Source organism: Bacillus sp. SH7-1 (genome assembly GCF_008042405.1).
Taxonomy (GTDB): Bacteria; Bacillota; Bacilli; order Bacillales; family Bacillaceae_G; genus Bacillus_A; species Bacillus_A thuringiensis_N.
The window spans coordinates 1-20,964 of sequence record NZ_QNUD01000019.1 but is presented as its reverse complement, the minus strand read 5'-3'; the positions used below and the strand labels follow the sequence as shown (position 1 = coordinate 20,964).

Below are 20,964 nucleotides of genomic sequence, written 5' to 3'. Positions count from 1 at the left end.
GTGTGTATTATTCGTTTCACAATGTCTAAACCATCATTATAGAGCGCACATTAATAAAACTAAATGAATCAAACTTTGCTTAAAATGTAAAACTGAGTACAATTTATATTATATGGACTAGCACTAAGGAGGTAATGAAATGCGACAATTTGCTAAACCTAAAATTGTTGTAAGTAAATGTTTAGAATTTGATGCTTGTCGTTATAATGGAGAGATGATTCCGGATGCAACAATACGAAATTTGCAGCCATTTGTTACATTTATACCTGTTTGTCCAGAAGTTGAGATTGGATTGGGGACTCCTCGTGAAACGATACGCATTGTAGAAGAAAATGGTATGAATAAACTTGTGCAACCGTCTACAAGAGAAGACGTCACTGAAAAAATGGAGCAATTTTCAAATGACTTTTTACATACGATATCCGATGTGGATGGTTTTATTTTAAAGAACCGTTCGCCAAGTTGTGGTACGCGTGATGTGAAAATTTATTCTGGTTTTGAAAAAGCACCAGCAAAAGGAAAAGGACCAGGCTTATTTGGTGGCGCAGTATTAAAAAATTTTTCGCATCTTCCAATTGAAGAAGAAGGTAGATTGTCGAATTTTATTATTAGAGAACATTTCTTTACAAGGTTATTTACAATCGCATATTACAAGATGATTAAACGTAATAAAAATATGAAAGACCTCATATCGTTTCAGTCGGATAATAAATATTTATTTATGGCATATAATCAGGTAAAACAAAAGGAATTAGGGCGTATTATTGCAAATCAAAAAAATGAAAAGATTGAAGTTGTATTTGAAAACTATGAGAAGACTTTATATGAATTATTTATGCGCACACCCCGCTATACATCGAATGTAAATGTATGTGAGCATATTTTTGGATATTTTAAAACAAAGTTGAAAAAACAGGAAAAAGATCACTTTTTAGGAATGATACATAAATATGCAGAAAAGAAAATACCACTTAGTAGCTTACTTGCAATTTTAAAATCATGGACCCTTCGATTTGATGAAAAGTATTTATTAAGACAAACATATTTCGAACCATACCCTGAAGCTTTAGTAGAAATTTCAGATTCGGGAAAAGGTAGAGATTATTAAACATTAAATTACATAATTCGACAAGAAAACTCCTATGTTGTTGTAGAACAATGTAGGAATTTTTTTGTGCATTAGTACAGAATCTGTTTTAAAATTAAGTTATGACAGAATTGTAGCAATTATCTAACTAATATTCTTGTCTTTTAATCTGTAATGTTTGTAGTAGAAACTCGCACGCTGTCGAAACTCAATATTCGATAAGGGGTGTGTAGCGGAATGGAATTTACTCTAACTCGCGAAAAACAAATGATTAAAGAAATGGTACGTGACTTTGCTGAAAAGGAAATCGCACCGAAAGCTGTATATTATGACAAAACTGCGGAATTTCCATATGAAACATTTCAAAAAATGGGCGAACTAGGATTATTAGGCATCCCATTCCCTGAAGAGTATGGGGGTTCAGGTGGCGATACTGTATCGTACGCGTTAGCAGTTGAAGAAATTGGTCGTGCTTGTGGTGGAACAGGATTAAGTTACGCTGCAACTATTTCATTAGGTGCTTCTCCAATTTATTATTTTGGTACAGAAGAACAAAAACAGAAATATTTAGTTCCAATGGCATCAGGTAAAACTTTAGGTGCTTTTGGATTAACTGAGCCAAATGCTGGATCTGATGCAGGTGGCACACAAACGAAAGCTGTATTAGATGGAGACGAGTATGTTATTAGTGGTGAAAAGTGTTGGATTACAAATGCAGAGTATGCAAATACAATTATTGTAACCGCTGTCAACGGTGTTGAAGACAATGGTAGAAAACGCATTTCGGCATTTATCGTACCAACTACAAGTGAAGGATTAACAATCTCAAGCCCTTACGATAAGATGGGTGTTCGTGCTTCTAATACATGTGAAATCGTACTTGATAGTGTACGTGTACCGAAAGAAAATATACTTGGTGATGTAAATAAAGGATTTAAACAATTCTTATATACACTTGATGGAGGACGTATTTCAATCGCAGCATTAGCAGTAGGTATTGCACAATCTGCATTTGAACGTGCACTGCAATATGCGAAAGAACGTCAACAATTTGGAAAGTCAATTTCTAATTTCCAAGCGATTCAATTTAAATTAGCTGATATGGCGACTGAAGTAGAGTTAGCGCGCAATTTAGTACATAAAGCAGCTTGGTTAAAAGATAACGATAAACCTTTCGGTAAAGAAGCGGCTATGGCAAAACTTTTTGCATCTGAGGCTGCTAGTCGTATTGCAAATCAAGCGGTACAAATTCACGGTGGATATGGCTATATGCGTGAATATGAAGTAGAACGACATATTCGTGATGCAAAACTATTAGAAATTGGTGAAGGAACTTCTGAAATTCAACGTCTCGTAATTGCCAGACATTTAGGATGTAGATAAAAAGGAGGAATCACTATGTTTCAAAAAATATTAATTGCAAATCGCGGAGAAATCGCAGTTCGTATAATGAAAACTTGTCAAAAACTTGGTATTCGCACTGTTGCTATTTATTCTGAGGCAGATGAAAATGCACTGCATGTAAAAATGGCAAATGAAGCTTACTTAGTAGGTGGGCCGCGTGTTCAAGAAAGCTATTTAAACCTTGAAAAAATTATTGAAATAGCTAAGAAGACAAATGCTGAAGCAATCCATCCGGGATATGGATTATTATCTGAGAATCCATCTTTTCCGGTTCGTTGTAAAGAAGAAGGAATCGTATTTATCGGTCCATCAGAAGAAATCATTACGAAGATGGGAAGTAAAATCGAATCACGTATTGCAATGCAAGCTGCAGATGTCCCAGTAGTTGCAGGTATTACTACAAATATTGAAACTGCTGAAGAAGCAATTGAAATTGCTAAACAGATTGGTTATCCATTAATGTTGAAGGCATCCGCAGGCGGCGGAGGCATTGGAATGCAGTTGATGGAAACTGAGCAAACGCTCACCAAAGCATTTGAAAGTAACAAAACAAGAGCACAAAACTTCTTCGGTAACGGAGAAATGTATTTAGAGCGCTATATTGCAGATGCACATCATATTGAAATTCAGCTTTTAGCAGATACACATGGTAACACAGTGTATTTATGGGAGCGTGAATGTTCAGTACAACGCCGAAATCAGAAAGTAATTGAAGAAGCTCCTTCACCATTTTTAGATGAAGGTACGCGAAAAGCAATGGGTGAAGTTGCTGTACAAGCTGCCAAAGCACTAGGATATACAAATGCAGGTACAGTTGAGTTTCTAGTAGATGATCAGAAGAACTTCTATTTCTTAGAGATGAATACGAGATTACAAGTAGAGCATCCCGTTACAGAAGAAATTACTGGATTAGACCTTGTAGAACAACAACTCCTTATCGCAAGTGGCGAGAAACTATCGTTTACACAGGATGATATAAAGCGTAGTGGTCATGCCATTGAAGCTCGTATTTATGCAGAAGATCCGAAAACTTTCTTCCCATCACCTGGGAAAATTACAGGTTTAACGCTTCCAACAAATGTACGTATTGATCACTTTTTGGAGAATCAAGTAACAATTACACCTTTCTATGATCCAATGATTGCAAAAGTCATTGCTCATGGTGAAACGCGTGAAGAAGCAATTTCGAAATTATATGATGCTTTAGAAGAATTAAAAGTAGAAGGTATTAAAACGAACACGCCAATGCTGCTTCAAGTATTGGAAGATGATGTGTTCAAAAGTGGTATTTATACAACGGGTTTTGTAACGAAACAACTTGTTAAAAAATAAGATTTAACAATACTAAGGGGGAAAAAATGATGACGAAAGTATATGCATCGATGGCAGGAAATGTATGGAAGATTGTTGTAGGAGTAGGAGATACAGTAGAGGAAGAGCAGGATGTCGTCATTTTGGAATCTATGAAAATGGAAATTCCAATCGTTTCAGAAGAAGCTGGCACAGTTATGAAAATTAATGTGCAAGAAGGCGATTTTGTAAATGAAGGAGATGTATTACTAGAAATTGAATAGGGAGATATAGGGGGAAGCGAATTGAAACTACCTAATTTTGCTGTCATTAAAGAAGTCGGGCCACGTGATGGCTTACAAAATGAAAAAAAGATTGTTGGCACAAAAGATAAAGTAAAATGGATTCAACTACTTACAGAGGCTGGATTATCGTACGTTGAAGTTTCCTCATTCGTTCACCCTAAATGGGTCCCTGCATTAGCAGATGCAAATGATGTGTTTTCTGAGTTGAAAAGGGATCCAAATGTTACATATGCAGCGCTTGTTCCAAATCAAAATGGTTTGGAACGAGCTTTTTTGCAAAATGTAGATGAGGTGAATGTTTTTTTATCAGCAAGTGAATCTCATAATAAAAGTAATATTAATAAATCAATTAAAGAAGCATTAGTTGTAATTGAAGATATAACAAAACAGGCATTATTCGAAGGGAAAAAGGTAAGAGGCTATGTTTCTACTGTATTTGGATGTCCTTATGAAGGGGATATAAGTGTCGCAGCAGTTGACGAATTATGTAATCAACTATTTTCATACGGCATTTATGAAGTCTCGCTTGGTGACACAATCGGTGTAGCAAATCCACTACAAGTAGAGCAAGTATTAGAGCATTTATTAAAGAAATATGATGCTTCGCAGTTTGCAATGCACTTCCATAATACGTACGGAATGGCTCTTGCGAATGTAGTGAAGTCTTTAGAATATGGTATTACAACATTTGATAGTTCTTGTGGTGGTCTTGGCGGCTGTCCATATGCACCAGGAGCATCAGGCAATGTTGCAACTGATGACTTAGTTCATATGCTCCATAAGTTAGGGGTCCAAACGAATATTGATGAAGAGAAGTTATTGAGAGCGAGTCAATTTATTCAAAGTAAATTAAATATCCAATTACCGAGTCATGTGTATAGAGCGCTTCAACATAAAACGATAAGTAGGTGAGAAGATGCTACAATTACAAAACATTTCAGTTGATTATGTAACACCTCACGTTGTAAAGATTTCATTATATCGTGAAAGACAAGCAAACTCATTATCTTTAGCGTTATTAGAAGAGTTACAAAACATATTAACTCAAATAAATGAAGAGTCAAATACTCGTGTGGTTATTCTAACAGGTGCTGGTGAAAAAGCGTTTTGTGCTGGTGCTGATTTAAAAGAACGTGCTGGCATGAATGAAGAACAAGTGCGCCATGCTGTTAGTATGATTCGCACTACTATGGAAATGGTTGAACAATTACCACAGCCAGTTATTGCTGCTATAAATGGAATCGCACTTGGTGGTGGTACGGAATTAAGCTTAGCTTGTGATTTTAGAATTGCTTCTGACACTGCAAGTCTTGGTCTTACTGAAACTACACTTGCGATTATACCAGGAGCAGGTGGTACGCAGCGTTTGCCAAGATTAATTGGTGTTGGGAGAGCGAAAGAATTAATATATACAGGAAGACGTATTTCGGCACAAGAAGCGAAAGAATATGGTCTAGTAGAATTTGTTGTACCAGCTCATTTACTTGAAGAGAAAGCGATTGAAATAGCAGAGAAAATTGCTAGTAATGGTCCTATTGCTGTTCGATTAGCGAAAGAAGCAATTTCAAACGGGATTCAAGTTGATTTACATACCGGATTACAAATGGAAAAACAAGCGTATGAAGGTGTAATCCAAACGAAAGATAGATTAGAAGGATTACAGGCATTCAAGGAAAAACGCACACCAATGTATAAGGGGGAGTAAATATGTTAGATCAAAAGCAACAATCAAATACATTTGAAGAACGAGTTGAAACGATTAAACAAGGCGGCGCACCAAAATATCATGAACAAAACAAAGCGAAAGGTAAACTATTCGTTCGAGATCGCTTAGCTCTTTTATTTGATAATGGTGAATATGTAGAAGATGCATTATTTGCAAATTGTGAACAAACAGGACTACCCGCTGATGGTGTTATAACGGCAACGGGTAAAATACATGGTCGTACGGCATGCGTGATGGCAAATGATTCAACTGTAAAAGCAGGATCATGGGGCGCACGTACAGTTGAAAAGATTTTGCGTATTCAAGAAACGGCAGAAAAATTACGTGTTCCGTTATTTTATTTAGTTGACTCTGCTGGAGCGCGTATTACTGATCAAGTTGAAATGTTCCCAGGGCGTCGTGGTGCAGGAAGAATCTTCTATAATCAAGTGAAATTGTCAGGTAAAGTTCCTCAAGTATGCTTGTTATTTGGACCTTCTGCAGCTGGTGGTGCTTATATTCCAGCCTTTTGTGACGTTGTAATGATGGTTGAGGGAAATGCATCTATGTATTTAGGATCTCCTCGTATGGCTGAGATGGTTATCGGTGAGAAGGTAACTTTAGAAGAGATGGGTGGAGCTCGTATGCATTGCTCTGTATCAGGATGCGGAGATGTTTTATGTAAGACCGAAGAAGATGCGATTACACAAGCAAGACAATACATTTCATATTTTCCAAACAACTACTTAGAAAAGACTCCATTGGTTACACCTCAAGAACCGAAACAATTTGATAAAACGTTAGAACAAATCATTCCAGAAAATCAAAATGCTCCTTTCAATATGAAAGATCTCATTAATAGAGTTATTGATGAAGGCTCTTTCTATGAAGTGAAAAAATTATTTGCTCAAGAACTAATTACAGGTTTAGCACGTATTGATGGTAAGCCAGTTGGTATTATTGCAAATCAACCGCGAATGAAAGGCGGCGTATTATTCCACGATTCAGCTGATAAAGCAGCGAAGTTTATTAATTTATGCGATGCATATCATATTCCATTATTATTCCTTGCAGATGTACCTGGATTTATGATTGGTACAAAAGTAGAGCGTGCTGGTATTATTCGCCACGGTGCAAAAATGATTTCTGCGATGAGTGAAGCAACTGTACCGAAAATTTCTATCGTTGTTCGTAAAGCATATGGTGCTGGTTTATATGCGATGGCAGGTCCAGCCTTTGAACCAGATTGCTGCCTAGCATTACCGACAGCTTCTATTGCGGTAATGGGTCCAGAAGCCGCGGTCAATGCTGTATATGCAAATAAGATTGCAGCTTTACCAGAAGAAGAGCGTGATAGCTTCATTGCTGAAAAACGCGAAGAGTATAAGAAAGATATTGATATTTACCATTTAGCATCAGAGATGGTCATTGATGGTATTGTTCATCCAAACAATTTAAGAGAAGAGTTAAAAGGACGATTCGAAATGTATATGAGTAAATATCAAGTATTTACGGATCGTAAACATCCTGTTTATCCAGTTTAGAAGCCCTATTTAGGGCTTTCTTGCTCAAAAAATCAAGGAGGGGAAAACATTGAAACAAGCAGTTTGGTTTCCAACAGAAGAGTATAAAGAAAAAACGCGTTTATATGGTTGGATGAAATCATTGGGCTATGAAGATTATGAAACGTTTTATAATAAGTCAATCGAAGAAACAGCTTGGTTTTGGGGAGAAGCTGAGAAAGCGGTTGGCTATCAATGGATGAAACCTTATACAGAAGTGCTAGATTTAGAAAATGGTACGCCGTTTGCACAGTGGTATAATGGCGGAACATGTAACGTTGTAGAATCAGTTTTATCACGCTGGCTTGCAGATGATGAAACAAGAACACAACCAGCGCTTCAATATGAGGGGGAAAATGGAACTTCAAAATCATTTACATATGAAGAACTGGATAGCTGGGTAAGTTGCGTTGCAAACGGATTAAAACATGCGGGTATTGAAAAAGGTGACCGTGTAACAATTTATATGCCGATGATTCCAGAAACAGTTGTTGCGATGCTAGCTGTTATGAAAATCGGAGCAATTATTTCACCAATATTCTCAGGATTTGCGTCTGATGCAGTCATGACACGTGTGCAAGCAGCAGGATCAAAGATGATCATTACTGCAGATGGTTTTTCACGCCGAGGGAAGATTGTTTCATTAAAAGATGAAGTAGATAAAGCTTGTGAGCATTGTCCAACTGTTGAAAAAGTCGTTATCGTGCGCCACGCAGGAAATGATTTTACACCGCATGATTATGATTTCTCATGGAGTACGTTAGAAAAAGAAAAGCCATTTGTACATGCTGAAGAAATGCATAGTGATGATCCATTAATGCTCATTTATACATCAGGTACAACTGGAAAACCGAAAGGGACCGTACACACTCATGCTGGATTTCCCTTAAAAGCAGCTTTTGATGCGGGGTTCGGAATGAATATCAAACAAGGTGACCGCGTATTATGGGTAACTGATATGGGATGGATGATGGGACCATTTTTACTATTCGGTTCTCTTATTAATGGGGCAACGATGGTTATGTATGAAGGTGTTCCGGACTTTCCAGAAGCAGATCGTTTATGGGAGACGGTTGATAAATATGAAATTACACATCTTGGTATATCACCAACATTAATTCGTGCGTTAATGGCAAAAGGTGATGAGTATGTTAATAAACATGCACTAAAGAGTTTAGAAGTATTCGCATCAACAGGTGAACCTTGGAATCCAGACCCTTGGATGTGGCTATTTGAAACAGTTGGAAAAAGTAATGTACCAATTTGTAACTATTCAGGCGGTACTGAAATTTCTGGTGGGATTTTCGGAAACGTCCTTATTAAACCAATTGCACCGATTAGCTTTAACGCTTCTTTACCAGGAATGGCAGCAGTTGTGCTCGATGATCAAGGGAATCCAATTCGTGATGAAGTTGGAGAATTATGTTTAGAGAAACCTTGGGTTGGTATGACGAAAAGCTTCTGGGAAGACGATGAGCGTTATGTGAACACATATTGGTCACGTTTTGAAAATAAATGGGTTCATGGCGACTGGGTGATTTATGATGGTGAGCAATATATTATTACAGGACGCTCAGATGATACGCTAAACATTGCCGGAAAACGTATTGGCCCCGCTGAATATGAATCTATTCTTGTGAAGCATAATGATGTCATAGAAGCTGCTGCGATTGGTGTACCAGATGATGTAAAAGGTGAAGTTTGTCATTGTTTTGTAGTATTAAGAGACAATGTAACATTCTCAGGAGAATTAAAGAAAGAATTAATGAGTTTAGTAAACTCTCATATTGGAAAAGCATTATGTCCAAAAGATATTCACGTTGTAGAAGATTTACCGAAAACACGTAATTCTAAAGTAATGCGACGCGTCATTAAAGCCGCTTATTTAGGAAAAGAATTAGGCGATTTATCGTCACTTGTGAATCCTGAGGTAGTTCCGTTTATTCAAGGGTTGCAGTCTAGTAAATTATAAAATTGGAAATGAGCTCTATTTAATTAGAGCTCATTTTTAATGTTTATAAATAAAGAAGAGAGAAGAAGTAAATTTGAAGTAGAAAAATTCTACGATTAGTGTTTAGTATGTTTGTTTTATAGTTTTTATCAAAATACGCTACTGTGACATGCCTCTTCAATGGAGAGAAACTAATTTACAATAACAAGGTAATGACATAGTGTGACCGCTTATATGTCTGTTTAAATTTTTACATGTTAATATACAAAAAGCTGACTATGTTCAGTCAGCTTTTTGTATATTACATTCTAGTATTTATCGGTTCTAAAAGACATTTTCTTTCCTTTAAGTTGACATTTAATATATTACCAATGTTTTCTTTTACAATGACAACAAATAAAGAAACATTTACTGCGACACTTATTTCGTTTAGAACGCCAATCATCATCACAATGGTGCTGTTCTTTAGATTTCCACCAATCATCATTACAATGCTTTTCTTTAGAACGCCAATCATCATCACAATGATGATTTTCTTTAGAACTCCACCAATCATCACAACAATGCTTTTTCTTAGAACTCCAGCAATCATTTTTCCAGGACATTCTTTTATACCTCCCTCCAATAGGATTCATATTATTCTATGTTTTAATAAAAAAATGGCTTGTTTATTAACCTATTATTTTCCTTTTATCTAGTAGAGTGCTTTCTACTAGATATAGAATTCATACAAACTATGCTAATTTTTACAAGATAGTGGAGGGAATTACTGGTTATGATATTGATCAATAAACACTTGGTGTAGAAAACGTTCTAATTATAAATAATATCTTATTTTGGAGTACGTTTTTCTGAATGTATACTTCACAACAGCAAAGGAAAAACATACTATATCACTACAAACAAAGTCTATGTATATGTGAAGTAATAGGAAAAGCTGGAGATTCTTTAATGAGTCAGCTTATTAAAAGAAAAAAAGATTTTTTTGAGAAAGGGTCTGTCTAAAAATTAAATCCAGTTCTTGATTAAGCAAGCCTATAATTGTTAGAAGTTTATTTTTAAAATTAATAAAGAAAAGAATGTTTAGTACAATTGTTTGTTTTTTCCTTTCTATGTTTTTGCCTCGTACACTTTAAAGGTAGGGGACATACTATATTAATAGAAATGGCTAGGGGGTGAGATTTTGGGATCTCGTTATAGTAATTCTAGAAAAAAGTGTTCATGTAAACAGGATGATTGTTGGGATGTTTTTGAAGAGTGTAAAAAAGAACATGAAGAGCAAAATAAGGCATGTGACTGTTGCTGTGTACAAGGAATTAGAGATGAGCTGAAAAAGTTAGTAAACAGAGCAGTGCGCATTAGTACAGGAAGTAATGAGTATGCAGGAACTGTAACTTCAGTAACTTGTGATGTTGTAAAGCTTGCTAATAGTGCTGGCGTAGTTACAGTAATCATTTCAGTTTGTAAAATTGAAGCGATTGTACCATTGTTAACATAGTAAACATAGCATAATTAGGCTATGTTTTTTGTAAAGCCATTCATTAGAATGGCTTTATTTTAATTTCATATAAAAGGAGAATATATTCTTTATATAGAAATAAGTTCGAGGCTATAAAGTATGATGTACGAAAGGGGCATGAAAATGATTAAACTAGAAACCTTTAAAAAATCTGATTTCAAACAATTAATTAATTGGATTGATTCCGAAGAATTTTTAATTCAATGGTCAGGAAATGCATTTACATATCCTTTAAATGATCAGCAATTAGAACAATATATAGAAAGTACAAATACACTTGCATTCAAAGTAATAGATGAAGAGACTAAAGAAGTAATTGGTCATATTTCACTTGGACAAATTGATAATATAAATAAATCTGCAAGGATTGGAAAAGTGCTAGTTGGTAATACGAAAATGAGAGGACGTTCTATAGGAAAACATATGATGAAAGCAGTACTTCATATTGCATTTGATGAATTAAAACTACATAGAGTAACGCTTGGTGTTTATGATTTTAATACATTGGCTATTTCATGTTATGAAAAAATAGGATTTGTAAAAGAAGGTTTATTAAGAGAGTCAAAAAAAGTGGGCGAAACGTATTGGAATTTATGGGAAATGAGTATGTTAGAATATGAATGGAGTGATAAAAAATATTAGTTTTTTATAATTATGTTATGTTAATTAAAAGGGGTATGGTGGGAAGTTATGAATAAAAATACTAAAGTAATTTCAATTGCAGCTGTTTCAGGAGGAGGTAAAACTACTGTTACAGAAGGGTTAACTCATAAGTTAATGAATTCAAAAGCACTATATTTTGATAGCTACAACTTCGATAACTGTCCTGCAGATATTTGTAAATGGATTGATGATGGAGCAAATTATAATGAATGGGTACTCACACCATTAATTAAGGATATTCAGCATCTTATACGAGATAGTAATGTAGATTATATTATTTTAGATTATCCTTTTGCATACTTAAATAGTGAAATGCGACAATTCATTGACGTAACTATATTTATCGATACGCCTTTAGATATTGCGATGGCTAGAAGAATTTTACGAGATTTTAAGGAAGATACAATGAGTGAAATACATAATGATTTAAAGCATTATATAACATATGCTAGAAAAGCCTATTTGGAGGCGCTTCATACTGTAAAGCCAAATTCAGATATTGTTTTGGATGGATCTTTATCTGTAGATGAAATAATTAATCAAATTGAAGAGGAACTTAATCGAAGAGAAGTGATCGTCAATGGTTAAAAGTATAGAAAAATATGTACAAGTTGATGATTTTAAAATGTATTCAAGAGTATTTCAAGGAAAGAAGTTGCAGCCAGTTATTATAATGGAGGCAGGTTATGGCGATTATTCAAATGCATGGGATCATATTGCTGAAGAGCTGACCGAATTTGGGACTGTACTTACATATGATCGAGCTGGATTGGGGAAAAGTGGGGTTAGTTCCAAACGACGTATTAGTTCTGAAATGATAAAAGACTTAAGAAGTTGCTTAGAGCAATTGCAACTGAAACCACCTTATATTTTTGTAGGACATTCTTTTGGTGGTATAAATGCACGATTATTTGCGACTTTTTATTCCGAAGATATGTTGGGAATCATTTTGGTTGATTCGACACCAGAAAATTATAAAAAAGATTTTTTGCCAATCATGTCTCCAGAGTTTCAAGAAGCTTACTATAAACAATTTGTACATGAAAGTTCTTATGAAGAGTTTATGTTTAGTTTAGGTGAAGCAGATAAACATTGTCAGTCAATGAGAAATATTCCACTTGTCGTATTAGCTGCTGGTAAAAAAGCCTATTATTCGCAAGAAGCACAAATGAAGTGGTTACAATTGCAAGACGAATTATTACGATTATCAAGCAATCATACATTTGTAATTGCAGAACAAAGCGGTCACTATATTCAAAAAGATGAGCCGCAATATATAATAGATGCTGTTAAGTGGATTATTGAGGTAGGGGAGAGATAAATATGTACACTTTGTTTCAATACAATTGGCAAGTAAGAGACGATTGGTTTAAGTGGTGTGAGCAAGTTTCTGAGGAAGAATTACTCCGCAAGCGTGTTGGTGGTGTTGGAAGTATTTTAGAAACATTATTTCATATTGTGGATGTTGAGTATAGCTGGATTAGTGCCCTTCAAAAAAAAGAAGATACTGCACCGCAGTTTAAAGAGTATCAATCAATCCAAAAAGTGAAAGCGCTATCTGATTTATATAAAAGAGAATTCGAAGAGTTTTTACAAGTATGGTCTGCTAACTTAGAAGGTAAAATATTAAAAGCTTCGTGGGTAGATAAAACATATACATATGGTGAGGTTTTAAGGCACGTAATTGTACATGAAATTCACCATATCGGTCAGCTATCTATATGGGCGAGGGAGTTAAATTTTCAGCCTGTTTCAGCGAATTTAATTGGGAGAGGACTATAGATTTAGAAAACGGCTTGCACTGTAAATGCAAGCCGTTTTTTATATATAAGAAGATTTCCTAGTTGAAATCCTCGGATTTTTTCTGACGTATATGTAAGAACATTAAAATTGTTATAATGAAGAAAATTAACAATGTTTGTATAATCAAATTTTTAAACTGAAGCAAAACTGCCCAAGATGTAACAGCGTCTTTAAACGCTTGGAGTGCAGAGTACGAGGAAGGGTCAAAACCGTACTCTAGTAATTTTTTTGTTTCAATAAAAGTACTGTTTTCTTCACCGGCATCTAATATCACTGAAATAAGTCTAATATCTCCTCGTTTTGCTGTACTGACAAAACTATAATTACCATTTGTTGAGAAACTAGTTTGTAAGCCGTCAACACCTTGGAGTTTAATGTTTTTATTAAGGGAATATATCATCTTATTGGTGTTGAAAACTTTTGAATCTTTGAAGGTAAATTGGTAAGAGGTTAGTTTTGTAATGTTCAGTATATCTGGAAAGTCTGTTACTAATTGAGTTGCTAGTTTAGCAACGTCGATTGCTGTTGTAGTTGATAGTTTATTTGTATCGTTATTCATTCCAGTAGCGTTTAGAAACGGAGAGGGCTGTGATAACTTTAGTTGTTTTGCTTTTTCATTCATTAAATGTGTAAAGTTATCTTCGTTTCCAGCAATGTGCTCTGCAAGGGCAAGTGTGGAACGATTATTCCCTGTTAAAAAGATTGCATGAAGTAAATCACGAACCGTCGTTTTATCTTTCGACGTTACTTGTATAGGACTTGTTTCTGTTCGGAAAACTTCATTACTTATTTTTACTAATTCATCTAATTGTATTTTTCCTTCATTCAGTTGTTCCAGTGCAATATACTCTGTCATTAATTTAGATAAAGTTGCTGATTGTATAGGAGTTTCTTCATTTTTTTTATAAACAACTTCACCTGAATTAGCATCTATTAAAATAGCTGATTTAGCTTGAATAATTGGACCATTTACATAAAGGTAAAAATATAAAACGATAAGTGCTGTAATAACAAAAGATAACAATAAAATTGCGAACTTTTTCAAGAATTGCATGAGTGATCCTCCTACTATGACATCGATAATAATATTGTAAAAAGGAATGCTTAATTAGGGAGAAAGAAAAGGTAAAGAATTTCTAAAGAATTATAAAGTATTATTAAATTTTGGATGTTAATGGAAAATGAAAGGTCCAATTTCTTATTTGGTAAGAAATTGGACCTGAAATTAAGCTGTATTAACACTTATATGGTTGTAGTTTTACAGTGAAAGTTGTTTTTTTATCATCACTATATACTTCGATTGTTCCTTTATGCAATTCGACAATACTTTTTGCAATTGCTAATCCAAGCCCAGATCCACCGGTGTTTGTAGAGCGAGATTTTTCAACGCGATAAAAACGTTCAAAAATATGAGGTAAATCGGTACTAGGAATAGGTTGTCCGTAATTTGTTATATCTATAGTAATCATATTATTGTTTTCATAGGCAGCAAGGTCGATAAATCCACCGTCGTTTCCATAAGTGATAGCGTTTATAATAAGGTTTTCAAACACACGCACTAATTTGTCACCATCAGCTAATACCATGAGTTTTTGAGATGGGAAAGAAGGGCGACATTCTATATTTGCTTCTTGAACTTGTATGCGGAATTGAACAGTTAATTGTCCAAGTAGTTCTACAATATCAATGGGGACAGAATATAAACTTAACTCTTTATTTTGAACACGTGTATATTCAAACAAGTCATTCATTAATGCATTAAGACGGGTTACTTTATCGTAAATGACTTGTATATAATGACGTAATTCCACTTCATCTCTATAATTATCATGGTGGATTAAATTCACGTATCCAACTATAGAGGTAAGAGGAGTACGTAAATCATGTGATACATTTGTAATAAGTTCACTTTTTGCTTGTTCCGCCTGTCTTTCTTCATCAATTGAAACTTTCAATTGTTCAATAATTTGATTAACCCCAGTCGCTAGCTCTTCCAGATAATTATGGTTTACGATAGAAACCTTATGATTGAAGTTTCCATTTGCAATATAACGAATCTCTTCAATCATTTTTTTAATACAAGTTTCATAGTACATTTTTCTTTCATGACGATAAAAAATGTATAGGTAGGATGAGAAAATAGAAAATAAAAATAAATAAGAGACAATCATCATCCATAGAGATTCCTTTATTCCTCTATATTTTTCATAACCAAAAATTCTAATGAATTCTTTTCCGAGTTCGCTTAACGTAAGTGAACTTTCAATTACACTTGTAACAAGACGATATATAATCAATTCAGTTATAGGGGTAAGTATGATAGCCAGCGAGAACCAAAAAATTAACTTCCATTTAGGGATATCTTTTAATATATCAAATGCTTCATTTCTCAATTTTATAGCCCACTCCCCAAACAGTATGAATAAACTTCTCTCCATTCATTACTGTTTCAAGTTTATCCCGTAAATTACTAATGTGAACCATTACAGTTTTATTTGAACCATAACCATCTTCATTCCAAACACGTTCAAAAATTTCTTCGGAGCTAAATACTCTTCCAGTATTACTCGCAAGTAAATATAAAATATCAAATTCAATAGATGTAAGTTTAATATATTCTCCATTTACTTTAACAGTATGATTATGTTTGTGTATTTCAGCAGAACGAATATGAAGAATACCATCTTCATTCTTTTGAGAAGTAGTATTTTGGAAAGATGATCTTCGTAGCAAAGCTTTCACTCTAGCTACTAATTCTAATGGATTGAATGGTTTAATCATATAATCATCTGCACCTGTCATAAGACCTAATATTTTATCCATATCTTCTGCTTTTGCACTCAGCATAAGAATAGGTACAGTGTTATTCTCACGAACTTCCTGGCAAACTTCTAATCCATTTCGTTTTGGCATCATAATATCCAAAATCAAAAGGTCAACTTCATATGTAGAAATCATTTGCAATGCCTCGTCGCCATCGTATGCTTTATAAATGTTATAGCCTTCATTTCGCAAATAAACAGCAAGTAATTCAACAATTTCTTTATCATCATCAATAATTAATATGTTTTTATTCATTATGTAGTTCCTTTCCTTACAAATCATTAACATTACTATAATATCAAACATTTATGTATTTTGTAGCAATGATTCCACATAAAATTTCATGTAACGTATTAAAAAGGAATTAAAACATTTATAACGAATACAAAACATAAGGATATTAAAATTACATACTATACTGAAAGTTAGTTTTAAGGGGGATTTGCTATGTTATATAAAGATATATATTCATTTTCTCCAACTGGAAAAATAGAAAATGATATTAAAGATTTTTTATTAAAATACAATCAGGAGTTTACATATAAACATTCAATTCGTGTAGCAAATGAGGCGAGAAAAATTGCAGAAATGTTTTATGAAGAGGAAGAAAAGGCAGCAATCGCGGGATATTTACATAATATTAGTGCAATTTTTCCAAATGAAGTGCGGATTGCAGTTGCTGAAGAATTTGGAATAGAGCTATTAGAAGAAGAACGAAAATTCCCAATGATTATTCATCAAAAACTTTCGAGAGTAATCGCAAAAGAGATATTTAAAGTGAACGATGAAGAGACTTTAAATGCAATTAGTTGCCATACCACACTGCGTAAACATGCAACGAAGATGGATTTAGTGTTATTTGTTGCTGATAAAATAGAATGGGATCAAAATGGGACACCACCATTTTTAGTAGAAGTAAAAAACGGATTGGAAAAATCGTTGGAACATGCTGCATTTGCATATATTTCACATTTATAGGAAAGAAAAGATACATTGAAAGTTATACATCCGTGGCTAGAAGAAGCATATTGGCATTTAAAAGAAATTTAGAGTAGAAAGGATATGAAAATGTAATTAAAAGGATATATGAATCAAACATTTCCAGGTGTTACATTAAGACCATACATATACTCTCAGTGGAAAAATCATTTGCATTTTGATTTCGGGAAAGGGAAATATCAAAATGTAGAAGGAACCGGCGATTTAAATATGGAATACTTCTCTCAACTATATACATATAATAAATACTTATTTGAAGAAATATTTTCAGAGGAAGATGAAGTGTTTTGAGTAACAAATGCTTATCGATTTAAAAGGAAAATGTGAAAAGTCTACAGAAAATAATTATACAGACAATTTATTTAGAAAAAAGATTTAAAGTATCATATAAGGCAAGAAACAATGCCATTTTTATTTAAAGATGAAGAAGCTGATTCGTATTGTACATATCAATTTTCATTAAAATGTTTCGCTGGTGATATAAAGCATAAACGACTTATTCAAGCAGCGAATCATGAAGATTTTCCAGGTCTTTATCCTCGTTTTGGACGCAAAAAAGAAATTTCTTATCCAGATGTATTTCTCATAAATGCAACAAAAGATATTATCATGTTTATGTATGATGATAGAGGATGTGAAGTAATTGCGAAGAATAAAGAAACAATACGAAATTTATATAAAAAATATAAAGAGTGGATTCCAAATTATGAACAAGAAAGTATAGATAACTTATTTAAATGACAGTGGGGGAAGTGAAGTGTGTAATGAAACGTATTGCCATCGTAGCCGCTTGGGAACCTGAACTTACGTATTTACATCAATATTATCCAAGTGAAAGCATTGAAAAAAGAGCAGCTTGGGAATTTCATTTTCATACTATAAATGATTTGGAAATTATTTCAGTTATAACTGGTGTTGGCAAGGTAAGTTGTGCTAGTTGTGTACAATTATTAATTAGTGAGTTTCAGCCTGATGAATTGTTTATGACAGGGATATGCGGAAGCCTATCAAACAAGGTGAAAAATGGTCATATTGTAGTGGCACTAAACGCAATACAACACGATGTTACTGCTGCTGGTTCGGGCGAAGATGTTTTTAACTTATATAATGGTAGAACAGCACCTATTGAAACAACAAAGTCACTTGTAAGAAGAATAAAAAAAATACGATCTTATGATCCGATCCACTTCGGTACATTCTTATCTGGAGATCAACGTATTCGTAGTTCGGAAATGAGATATTTACTCCATACTGTATATGGAGCATTGGCAGTTGATCAAGAAGTGGCAGCTTTTGCTTATGTGTGTCATATAAACCAGAAACCATTTCTAAGTTTAAAATCCGCTTCAGATCAAGCGAATGATAAAACGAAAGAGGAACAAAAAATATTTAAAATGTTAGCATGTGAAAGAGCATGTGAGCATTTAATTGCTTTTTTACGTGTGTATGAGATTAATGTAGTAAATCATAGATAGTAAGAGGGGTTTAATATTGGAAAGTACAAATAAAATAGCTATTCTGGGCGCGAACGGAAAAGCCGGGAAATACCTTGTAAAAGAAGCTTTAAAAAAGGGATATGAAGTAAAAATATTAACGAGAGATTCTAATAATATGACAATAACTAATGAAAATATAGAGACTATTATTGGGGATGCGCGTGATTTTTCTTCAATACGTGAATTACTTAAAGGGTGTCAAGTTGTAGTTAATGCGGTAGGTCAACCGAAAAATGAATCTTACATTTTTAGTACAGTAACGAAGCATGTTTTAAAAGCAATGAAGGAGTTTAAAATAAAAAGATATATTGTAATTTCCGGAGGTTCTTTAAATGTTACGGGAGATCAGAAGGGAATGGTAAATAAAATAGGAGCTACCTTATTTAAATTGTTTTTACCAAAGATGATGCAAGATAAATATAAAGAATTGCAAACTATTCAAGGTAGTGATGTAGATTGGACAATTGTTAGATTACCATTTGTTATGGAAGGGAGGGGCATTGGAAAGATAAAAGAGAGTTTAGTAGATATGCCAGGAATGAAAATTCAAAATAGTGATATTGCACCTTTTGTTATAAAAGAAATAAATAGTAAGAGATATGTAGGGAAGTGTCCGTTCATTTCAAATTAAGGGGTAGAATTAAAAGTTAAAGAATGATGGGTAAAGTGGAAGTAGTACATTTTATGTATTTGAATGTTAAGTTTAACACGAGTAAGTGGGGGATAATTTTATATGATTCAATACAAAAGATGCAGTGAAGTAAATATAGATTTAGTGTATGAGGCTTTTAAGGATGGATTTTCAGATTATATCATTAAGATGGAAGTTTCAAAAGAAGATTTTATAAAAAGGTTTTTTGGAGCAGAAGGGAATTCGTTAGAACACTCGTTTCTTGCTTTAGATGGTGACAAGCCAGTTGGTGTAATACTTGGTGGTATTAAGGTTTATGAAAGTATAAAAACAATGCGCTGCGGAACATTAGCGGTTCATCCAAATTACCGCGGTATTGGTGTGAGTCAAAAGTTATTTGAACTACATAAAGAAGAGTCGATTCAACATGAGTGTAAGCAACTTTTCCTTGAAGTCATAGTAGGCAATGACCGAGCGATTCGTTTTTATAATAAATTAGGCTATGAAAAAGTATATGATTTATCTTATTATAATTTAAAAGATATAACTAAAATAATACCTAAAGAATGTAAGGGAATTAAAGTAAAACAATTAGATTTTGCAGCTTTTAAAGTTGAAATTCAAAAATGGTTACACTTCCATATAAATTGGCAAAATGATATGGATTATATTGAAAAAACAAATAATACATTTTACGGCGCATATGCCGAAAGTGATTTAAAAGGTTCTATATGTATAAATGAACAAGGTAAAACTAGTTTTATTTTTGTAGACAAAGACTATAGAAATCGTAGTATTGGATCAAAATTATTACAAGTAGCAAGAGATGAGTTGAATTTAGAAAGTTTATCAATTGGGTTTTCAAACAACAATTTACTGGAAGGTTTTTTAAAAAAAGTTGGGTTTGAAAAAAATTCTTTAGCGCAATATGAAATGTATTTATTGTTATAAAAAGTGGAAGGAGTTATTCTTTCGCTTTTTATTTTTGTACTATATTGATATTTTACTTTGTATAATATTCTTTTTTTATGTAAAATAGATAGGATGGGAGGGGATGAAATGAATAATGTATTAAAGTTTAAGATTTTTGAATTGCATTGTTTTGTTCAAAAGACTTATTCTGATATGAAAATAGCATGTGATATTGCTATTTATCAAGAAAACACTTCTAAATATTTAATTTCATTAGGGTTTTTAAATAAATCATACATGACTTATATAGAAGCAAAAAGATTTTATCGTGAAAATGAAGAACTTGTAAGTGTAGAATTTGATAATTTCTTTGATACATATGATAAATTAGAACAGGAATTAAAAAAAGTTATTTCAACTGAAGATAAAAATCCTTCATTGTTACATAGCAGGTTTGATCAGTTCCAGCAGAAAGTTGAAAATATAAATGACCTAATAAAAGTTTTACAAAATGCTCGTTAATGAATGTTTTTTTAGTTATATAGAAATTATGCATTGAAAATATATTAGGGATATTACATATTTAAGAGATGACTTTTGTTGATTACAAAAGTCATCTTTTTATGATAGGAATAAATTGTATGAATTTTAGCAGTTTCATATTTTAGAAAATTATACGAGGAAAATAACATGAAAAATAAAAAAGAAATAGCTATAGTTGCATTAACAACAGGATTAGCTTTAGCAAGTGTAACACCATATGGGGTAGTTTATGCAGAGGAAACGGTTCAAATGCAAGTTGATGTTCAAGAGG

21 protein-coding genes and 3 pseudogenes are annotated in these 20,964 nt (G+C 33.5%); 20 read left to right on the top strand and 4 right to left on the bottom strand.

Annotated elements, in window-relative coordinates:
- Window positions 1-139 precede the first annotated feature (139 nt).
- The 8 genes from DN390_RS17135 to DN390_RS17100 all read left to right on the top strand — a co-directional run bounded on the left by DN390_RS17135 (window position 140) and on the right by DN390_RS17100 (window position 9,325).
- Window positions 140-1,108, top strand: a complete 969-nt coding sequence (locus DN390_RS17135; RefSeq protein ID WP_098952732.1) for a YbgA family protein — start codon at window positions 140-142, stop codon at window positions 1,106-1,108.
- Between the two features lie 216 nt (window positions 1,109-1,324).
- Window positions 1,325-2,470, top strand: a complete 1,146-nt coding sequence (locus DN390_RS17130; protein WP_016087807.1) for an acyl-CoA dehydrogenase — start codon at window positions 1,325-1,327, stop codon at window positions 2,468-2,470.
- 15 nt (window positions 2,471-2,485) lie between these two features.
- Window positions 2,486-3,823, top strand: a complete 1,338-nt coding sequence (locus DN390_RS17125; RefSeq protein WP_147807910.1) for an acetyl-CoA carboxylase biotin carboxylase subunit — start codon at window positions 2,486-2,488, stop codon at window positions 3,821-3,823.
- A gap of 26 nt (window positions 3,824-3,849) precedes the next feature.
- Window positions 3,850-4,065: an acetyl-CoA carboxylase biotin carboxyl carrier protein subunit gene (locus tag DN390_RS17120; RefSeq protein WP_001985297.1), complete on the top strand. Its 216-nt coding sequence runs from the start codon at window positions 3,850-3,852 to the stop codon at window positions 4,063-4,065.
- Window positions 4,066-4,086: 21 nt separating this feature from the next.
- On the top strand, window positions 4,087-4,998 hold the full coding sequence (gene mvaB / locus DN390_RS17115; RefSeq protein WP_000775433.1) for a hydroxymethylglutaryl-CoA lyase: 912 nt from the start codon (window positions 4,087-4,089) through the stop codon (window positions 4,996-4,998).
- A 4-nt stretch (window positions 4,999-5,002) separates the two neighbouring features.
- Window positions 5,003-5,791 (top strand): enoyl-CoA hydratase, encoded by a 789-nt coding sequence (locus DN390_RS17110; protein ID WP_097951135.1) that lies wholly within the window; start codon window positions 5,003-5,005, stop codon window positions 5,789-5,791.
- A gap of 2 nt (window positions 5,792-5,793) precedes the next feature.
- Entirely contained in the window at window positions 5,794-7,335 is a 1,542-nt protein-coding gene (locus DN390_RS17105) for an acyl-CoA carboxylase subunit beta (RefSeq protein ID WP_000886753.1), read from the top strand.
- A gap of 49 nt (window positions 7,336-7,384) precedes the next feature.
- The gene (locus DN390_RS17100; protein ID WP_060630920.1) at window positions 7,385-9,325 is read left to right on the top strand and encodes an AMP-binding protein; all 1,941 of its coding nucleotides are present in this window, start codon (window positions 7,385-7,387) and stop codon (window positions 9,323-9,325) included.
- A 280-nt stretch (window positions 9,326-9,605) separates the two neighbouring features.
- On the opposite strand, the gene DN390_RS17090 is transcribed toward DN390_RS17100, so the two are convergent.
- On the bottom strand, window positions 9,606-9,896 hold the full coding sequence (locus DN390_RS17090) for a hypothetical protein (protein ID WP_179955760.1): 291 nt from the start codon (window positions 9,894-9,896) through the stop codon (window positions 9,606-9,608).
- A gap of 591 nt (window positions 9,897-10,487) precedes the next feature.
- Here DN390_RS17090 and exsK point away from each other — a divergent pair.
- The 5 genes from exsK (at window position 10,488) to DN390_RS17065 (ending at window position 13,268) form a co-directional block, all read left to right on the top strand.
- A complete protein-coding gene (exsK, locus tag DN390_RS17085; RefSeq protein ID WP_147807908.1) occupies window positions 10,488-10,802 on the top strand; it encodes an exosporium protein ExsK in 315 nt (104 codons plus the stop codon).
- A 120-nt stretch (window positions 10,803-10,922) separates the two neighbouring features.
- Window positions 10,923-11,465, top strand: a complete 543-nt coding sequence (locus DN390_RS17080) for a GNAT family N-acetyltransferase (RefSeq protein ID WP_147807907.1) — start codon at window positions 10,923-10,925, stop codon at window positions 11,463-11,465.
- Window positions 11,466-11,513: 48 nt separating this feature from the next.
- A complete protein-coding gene (locus tag DN390_RS17075; protein ID WP_060630923.1) occupies window positions 11,514-12,074 on the top strand; it encodes a nucleoside/nucleotide kinase family protein in 561 nt (186 codons plus the stop codon).
- Complete coding sequence (locus DN390_RS17070) at window positions 12,067-12,807, top strand: alpha/beta fold hydrolase (RefSeq protein WP_060630924.1); 741 nt, start codon at window positions 12,067-12,069, stop codon at window positions 12,805-12,807. Before DN390_RS17075 ends, DN390_RS17070 begins: the two co-directional genes overlap by 8 nt.
- 2 nt (window positions 12,808-12,809) lie before the next feature.
- Window positions 12,810-13,268 (top strand): DinB family protein, encoded by a 459-nt coding sequence (locus DN390_RS17065; RefSeq protein ID WP_147807906.1) that lies wholly within the window; start codon window positions 12,810-12,812, stop codon window positions 13,266-13,268.
- Between the two features lie 58 nt (window positions 13,269-13,326).
- On the opposite strand, the gene DN390_RS17060 is transcribed toward DN390_RS17065, so the two are convergent.
- From DN390_RS17060 to DN390_RS17050, 3 genes are all read right to left on the bottom strand, one after another.
- A complete protein-coding gene (locus DN390_RS17060) occupies window positions 13,327-14,343 on the bottom strand; it encodes a D-alanyl-D-alanine carboxypeptidase family protein (protein WP_060630926.1) in 1,017 nt (338 codons plus the stop codon).
- Between the two features lie 181 nt (window positions 14,344-14,524).
- Complete coding sequence (locus DN390_RS17055) at window positions 14,525-15,682, bottom strand: sensor histidine kinase (RefSeq protein ID WP_147807905.1); 1,158 nt, start codon at window positions 15,680-15,682, stop codon at window positions 14,525-14,527.
- Window positions 15,672-16,367: a response regulator transcription factor gene (locus tag DN390_RS17050; RefSeq protein WP_063224878.1), complete on the bottom strand. Its 696-nt coding sequence runs from the start codon at window positions 16,365-16,367 to the stop codon at window positions 15,672-15,674. Before DN390_RS17050 ends, DN390_RS17055 begins: the two co-directional genes overlap by 11 nt.
- A gap of 192 nt (window positions 16,368-16,559) precedes the next feature.
- On the opposite strand from DN390_RS17050, the pseudogene yqeK reads away from it, so the two are divergent.
- The 7 genes and pseudogenes from yqeK to DN390_RS31650 form a co-directional block, all read left to right on the top strand.
- A pseudogene (gene yqeK / locus DN390_RS17045) lies at window positions 16,560-17,162 on the top strand (bis(5'-nucleosyl)-tetraphosphatase (symmetrical) YqeK).
- A gap of 36 nt (window positions 17,163-17,198) precedes the next feature.
- Window positions 17,199-17,852, top strand: a pseudogene (locus tag DN390_RS17040) (DUF3885 domain-containing protein).
- Window positions 17,849-18,586: a phosphorylase family protein gene (locus DN390_RS17035; protein WP_147807904.1), complete on the top strand. Its 738-nt coding sequence runs from the start codon at window positions 17,849-17,851 to the stop codon at window positions 18,584-18,586. Before DN390_RS17040 ends, DN390_RS17035 begins: the two are co-directional and overlap by 4 nt.
- A gap of 16 nt (window positions 18,587-18,602) precedes the next feature.
- Window positions 18,603-19,238 carry an SDR family oxidoreductase gene (locus tag DN390_RS17030; protein WP_147807903.1) on the top strand — a complete coding sequence of 212 codons (636 nt, stop codon included), beginning with the start codon at window positions 18,603-18,605 and terminating at the stop codon, window positions 19,236-19,238.
- 102 nt (window positions 19,239-19,340) lie between these two features.
- Complete coding sequence (locus DN390_RS17025) at window positions 19,341-20,189, top strand: GNAT family N-acetyltransferase (protein ID WP_147807902.1); 849 nt, start codon at window positions 19,341-19,343, stop codon at window positions 20,187-20,189.
- Window positions 20,190-20,297: 108 nt separating this feature from the next.
- On the top strand, window positions 20,298-20,672 hold the full coding sequence (locus DN390_RS17020) for a hypothetical protein (RefSeq protein WP_060630933.1): 375 nt from the start codon (window positions 20,298-20,300) through the stop codon (window positions 20,670-20,672).
- A 168-nt stretch (window positions 20,673-20,840) separates the two neighbouring features.
- Window positions 20,841-20,964: pseudogene (locus DN390_RS31650) on the top strand (peptidase); the annotation flags it as partial.

What these genes read in the sequence shown, in the direction of transcription:
- DN390_RS17125 (WP_147807910.1), top strand. Translation starts at nt 2,486, where the DNA reads ATGTTTCAAAAAATATTAATTGCAAATCGCGGAGAAATCGCAGTTCGT.
- DN390_RS17075 (WP_060630923.1), top strand. Translation starts at nt 11,514, where the DNA reads ATGAATAAAAATACTAAAGTAATTTCAATTGCAGCTGTTTCAGGAGGA.
- DN390_RS17080 (WP_147807907.1), top strand. Translation starts at nt 10,923, where the DNA reads ATGATGTACGAAAGGGGCATGAAAATGATTAAACTAGAAACCTTTAAA.
- DN390_RS17020 (WP_060630933.1), top strand. Translation starts at nt 20,298, where the DNA reads ATGAATAATGTATTAAAGTTTAAGATTTTTGAATTGCATTGTTTTGTT.
- DN390_RS17135 (WP_098952732.1), top strand. Translation starts at nt 140, where the DNA reads ATGCGACAATTTGCTAAACCTAAAATTGTTGTAAGTAAATGTTTAGAA.
- DN390_RS17050 (WP_063224878.1), bottom strand. Translation starts at nt 16,367, where the DNA reads ATGAATAAAAACATATTAATTATTGATGATGATAAAGAAATTGTTGAA.
- DN390_RS17025 (WP_147807902.1), top strand. Translation starts at nt 19,341, where the DNA reads ATGATTCAATACAAAAGATGCAGTGAAGTAAATATAGATTTAGTGTAT.
- DN390_RS17090 (WP_179955760.1), bottom strand. Translation starts at nt 9,896, where the DNA reads ATGATTGCTGGAGTTCTAAGAAAAAGCATTGTTGTGATGATTGGTGGA.
- DN390_RS17035 (WP_147807904.1), top strand. Translation starts at nt 17,849, where the DNA reads ATGACAGTGGGGGAAGTGAAGTGTGTAATGAAACGTATTGCCATCGTA.
- DN390_RS17065 (WP_147807906.1), top strand. Translation starts at nt 12,810, where the DNA reads ATGTACACTTTGTTTCAATACAATTGGCAAGTAAGAGACGATTGGTTT.
- DN390_RS17105 (WP_000886753.1), top strand. Translation starts at nt 5,794, where the DNA reads ATGTTAGATCAAAAGCAACAATCAAATACATTTGAAGAACGAGTTGAA.
- DN390_RS17060 (WP_060630926.1), bottom strand. Translation starts at nt 14,343, where the DNA reads ATGCAATTCTTGAAAAAGTTCGCAATTTTATTGTTATCTTTTGTTATT.
- DN390_RS17110 (WP_097951135.1), top strand. Translation starts at nt 5,003, where the DNA reads ATGCTACAATTACAAAACATTTCAGTTGATTATGTAACACCTCACGTT.
- DN390_RS17130 (WP_016087807.1), top strand. Translation starts at nt 1,325, where the DNA reads ATGGAATTTACTCTAACTCGCGAAAAACAAATGATTAAAGAAATGGTA.
- DN390_RS17070 (WP_060630924.1), top strand. Translation starts at nt 12,067, where the DNA reads ATGGTTAAAAGTATAGAAAAATATGTACAAGTTGATGATTTTAAAATG.
- DN390_RS17120 (WP_001985297.1), top strand. Translation starts at nt 3,850, where the DNA reads ATGATGACGAAAGTATATGCATCGATGGCAGGAAATGTATGGAAGATT.